Source organism: Rhodovulum tesquicola, from assembly GCF_024128855.1.
Taxonomy (GTDB): Bacteria; Pseudomonadota; Alphaproteobacteria; order Rhodobacterales; family Rhodobacteraceae; genus Rhodovulum; species Rhodovulum tesquicola.
In genome coordinates this window covers 1-1959 of sequence record NZ_JAMYDV010000053.1, presented here as the reverse complement: position 1 = coordinate 1959, position 1959 = coordinate 1, and the positions used below count along the sequence as shown (strand labels likewise).

Genomic DNA, 1959 nt, shown 5'->3' with positions numbered 1-1959 from the left:
CGACAAGCTTTACGCGCCGTCTTCTGATTTTGTGCGTTCGGCGCATGTTGACGGGGCGTTGTATGCGCAGATGTATCGCCGGTCGGTGGAGGATCCGGAAGGGTTCTGGGGGGAGCATGGGCGTCGTCTGGACTGGATCAAGCCCTATACGGAAGTGAAGAACACGTCCTTCCGTCCGGGCGAGGTGGAGATTCACTGGTTCCGCGACGGCACGCTGAACGTGGCGGCGAACTGCATCGACCGGCATCTCGCCAAGCGCGGCGACCAGACCGCGATCATCTTCGTGCCGGACGACCCCAAGGATCCGGCCCGTCACATCACCTATCGCGAGCTGCACGAGAAGGTGAACCGGATGGCCAACGTCCTGCTTTCGCAGGGCGTGATGCGCGGCGACCGGGTGGTGATCTACATGCCGATGATCCCCGAGGCGGCCTATGCGATGCTGGCCTGCGCGCGGATCGGGGCGATCCATTCGATCGTCTTCGCGGGCTTCTCGGCCGATGGCCTCGCCAACCGGATCAACGATTGCGGCGCCAAGGTGGTGATCACCGCCGACACCGCGCCGCGCGGCGGGCGCAAGACCAATCTCAAGGCCAATACCGATGCCGCGCTGCTGCACTGTTCCGACCGGGTGCGCTGCATGGTGGTCAAGCACACGGGCGACCAGACCACCTGGATCGACGGGCGCGACGTGGACGTGCTGGCGCTGATGGACCATGCCAGCCCCGACTGCCCCTCGCGGGAACTGGGCGCCGAGCATCCGCTGTTCATCCTCTATACCAGCGGGTCCACCGGCAAGCCCAAGGGCGTGGTGCATTCCTCGGGCGGCTACCTCGTCTATGCCGCGATGACCCATGAATATGTCTTCGACTATCACGAGGGCGACATCTTCTGGTGCACCGCCGATGTCGGCTGGGTCACCGGGCACAGCTACATCGTCTACGGGCCGCTGGCCAATGGCGCGACCACGGTGATGTTCGAGGGCGTGCCGACCTGGCCCGATGCGGGCCGGTTCTGGCAGGTCTGTCAGGACCTCAAGGTGAACCAGTTCTACACCGCGCCGACCGTGATCCGCGCGCTGATGGGCCAGGGCACCGAATGGGTCGAGAAATACGACCTCTCCGCGCTCAAGGTGCTGGGCTCGGTCGGCGAGCCGATCAATCCCGAGGCCTGGGAATGGTACAACACCCATGTCGGCAAGGGCCGCTGCCCGATCGTCGACACCTGGTGGCAGACCGAGACGGGGGGCCACCTGCTGACGCCCCTGCCCGGCGCCATCCCCACCAAGCCCGGCTCGGCCACGCTGCCCTTCTTCGGGGTGCAGCCGGTGGTGCTGGAACCCGAATCGGGCAAGGAAATCGACGGGGTCGAGGCCGAGGGCGTGCTCTGCCTCAAGGACAGCTGGCCCGGCCAGATGCGCACCGTCTGGGGCGATCACGACCGCTTCCAGGAGACCTATTTCAGCCAGTACAAGGGCTATTACTTCTCCGGTGACGGCTGCCGGCGCGATCGGGACGGCTATTACTGGGTCACGGGCCGCGTCGATGACGTGATCAACGTGAGCGGTCACCGGATGGGCACGGCCGAGGTCGAATCGGCGCTGGTGGCCCATGCCGCCGTGGCCGAGGCCGCCGTCGTCGGCTACCCGCACGAGATCAAGGGCCAGGGCATCTATGCCTATGTCACCCTGATGAACGATGTCGAACCCACCGACGAGCTCAAGAAGGAGCTGGAAAAGTGGGTCCGCACCGAGATCGGCCCGATCGCCAAGCCCGACCTCATCCAGTGGGCCCCGGGCCTGCCCAAGACCCGGTCGGGCAAGATCATGCGCCGCATCCTGCGCAAGATCGCCGAAAACGACTTCGGCGCGCTGGGCGACATCTCAACCCTCGCCGACCCATCCGTCGTCGATACCCTCATCGAAAACAGGATGAACAGGTAAACGAAATCCGGGGGCGG

Annotated in this window: 1 protein-coding gene; it reads left to right on the top strand. The window is 65.3% G+C overall.

Annotated elements, in window-relative coordinates; genetic code table 11:
• Positions 1-1942 (top strand): acetate--CoA ligase (gene acs, locus NHN26_RS17285; protein ID WP_253090539.1); only part of this gene is annotated, 1942 nt, incomplete at its 5' end.
• Between the last annotated feature and the right edge of the window lie 17 nt (positions 1943-1959).